The following is a 2,304-nucleotide window of genomic DNA, read 5'->3' on the forward strand; positions in this document are numbered from 1 at the left end:
CAGCTTGCAAATGATTGTCCTTTCCTTCATTTCTCTCCTATTACGAAGATTTTAAACAGGTTCTTAGATTTACGATATTTTAATCCCGGTAGAATATCTTATAAAATCAGATTATATGTTATACCTATGGAAATAGATAACTTTTAGCAATATTACAACCAAGAAGAAATGAAGACAGTAACATTAGCTCAAATTTATAAAGACTTGGTAATAAAGATATTCGATATAGCCACAAGCAAAATGTAAGCTACTATTAATGGTATTATGGAAATAGCACCAACGATACCACCTACTATACCTACTACCAGAGGTGACGGAGTAGTAAGGCTTAATATAATAAGTGGGAGAGATATAATTGATAGTATTATAGAAATTACACCTACTGTTTTTGGAAGAGATAGAAATCCTTTTGAATCTAAGTGTTCTTTTTCCCTTAAATAATATAAAGAAAGTGCTTATACACATTATAGCACAAAGTATTACTGCTGCTATTTTTATTATAGCTGCTGCTATAAGTGCTGCTAAATAAGCTATATTCATTGCAATTGTCACACACCATAATAAAAAAGTCAACTCCATATGTTTAGGTTGTAAAATCCCAAAAAGCAGCCAGAATAGAATAAGCAAACATTTACGAATTGAATTTAGTGCAAACAAGGGTGTTGATATCAACCATACTCTGCAGAATCGCAATATGGTATGACTACATGCTTTTTATTGATTTGATTAACATAATCAGCAGAGAGTTTTGTTTTGCAAAAGATGTCTACAGTAACATACTGCAATTATTTGGAATTGTAGGGCTAGGTGCAATTGTAAGGCCACTTGGTGCACTCATATTTGGTCACGTTGGTGACAGGTATGGAAGGAGGATAGCATTAATAATTACTATCTTGCTAATATCGATACCATCAAGCCTCATTGCATTTATTCCAAGTCACAATCAAGTAGGTATAATTTCTACTATATTGCTTCTTGCAATCCATATAACACAAGGAATTGCACTTGGTGGTGAACAAGGAAGTTCTGTTTATCTTATAGAGCATTTATCCAGTAGGAAAGAGAACTTAGGGATGTATTTTGGAATGATGGGTTTTGGTCGCTCCATTGGCGTCTTGCTTTCTGCGGTGATAGTGATTATCTGCAAAAAAGCTACTGATTTTTGTACCTGGGGTTGGAGATTGCCATTTATTTTCTCAGCTATTTTAGGATTAATTAGCGCGTATAGCATATACACATTGGGAGAAACTCCAGCATATGAAAAAAATCGAAAACAAAGAAATTTGCCTGATTTGCCAATAATAGAGCTTATAAAACGCCACAAGAGAGCTCTTATACTTGCTATTTTAATATCTGTACCTGTTAATGTTGCTGTTGGATTTACCATATTTCTTCGAACTCTCGCAAAGGAAATAGCATCAGTGGATGTTTATGTAACAACATATATCAACGAAATTGTATTGATTATAACCAGTGTATTAATGCCGATATCTTCAATAGCGTTTGGAATGTTGGCTGATAAAGTTGGAAAAGAGCGCACTGCAATCTTATTTATAGCAATTACAATGGCACTGTGTTGTCCTGCGTTATCTATTGCATATTACTATAAAAATTATCTTGTGATTGCGTTGAGCGTAATGGTTCTCTCTATAATAGAAAGGGGTATAGTTCCCATAGGAATAGTTGCATCTGAACTCTTTCCTACCAATGTTAGATTTAGTGGTGTGAGCTTATCACGCAATATCTCTTATGCGTTACATGGAGGATTTACTCCTATGGTTTGTATTTGGTTGACTGTAACATTTCCTCAAACAAACCTTGCTGCTGGGCTTTATATAGTCTTCTGCTTGTTGATCAGTGTGGTAGCAATATTGCAAATAAAACCGCAAGATAAGAAATTTGATTGGTCTTAGTTTTCTCCTATGTGATTTGATAGACCGGGAAAGGGTTTCATCTAAGTAGCTGACACCCTGACAACCGTCATCCCGCTGCTTATTAGCGGGATCTAGAGATACCGTGACGGTATGACGTAGGACTGCTGTCATTCCAGTCTGGAATCCAGAGAAAAGGATGATGTCATCCCAGTGTCCCTGTAATGTCATTCCAGTGCTTGACACTGGAATGGCTTTGTTGCATCGCTACTTATGAAAGGCTAACTATAGTTAGGATTATAAGTAACCTATTGAAAATCTTGTTTTTTTGCAATCAATCTGATCAAATTTAAGAATAGTAATTTATTATTTACATTAATAAATTTAATTCTATTGAAAATAGCTAAAGCATTGAAATTCTTGAATTTTAGCC

2 protein-coding genes are annotated in these 2,304 nt (G+C 34.7%); both read left to right on the top strand.

From position 1 onward, the window contains the following. Positions 1–264 precede the first annotated feature (264 nt). Positions 265–441, top strand: a complete 177-nt coding sequence (locus OZD63_RS00355; RefSeq protein ID WP_274979773.1) for a hypothetical protein — start codon at positions 265–267, stop codon at positions 439–441. Positions 442–647: 206 nt separating this feature from the next. Next, entirely contained in the window at positions 648–1,913 is a 1,266-nt protein-coding gene (locus tag OZD63_RS00360) for an MFS transporter (RefSeq protein WP_274979774.1), read from the top strand. The last annotated feature ends 391 nt before the right edge of the window (positions 1,914–2,304 follow it).

The organism is Wolbachia endosymbiont of Drosophila leontia (assembly GCF_028981785.1).
Classification (GTDB): domain Bacteria; phylum Pseudomonadota; class Alphaproteobacteria; order Rickettsiales; family Anaplasmataceae; genus Wolbachia; species Wolbachia pipientis.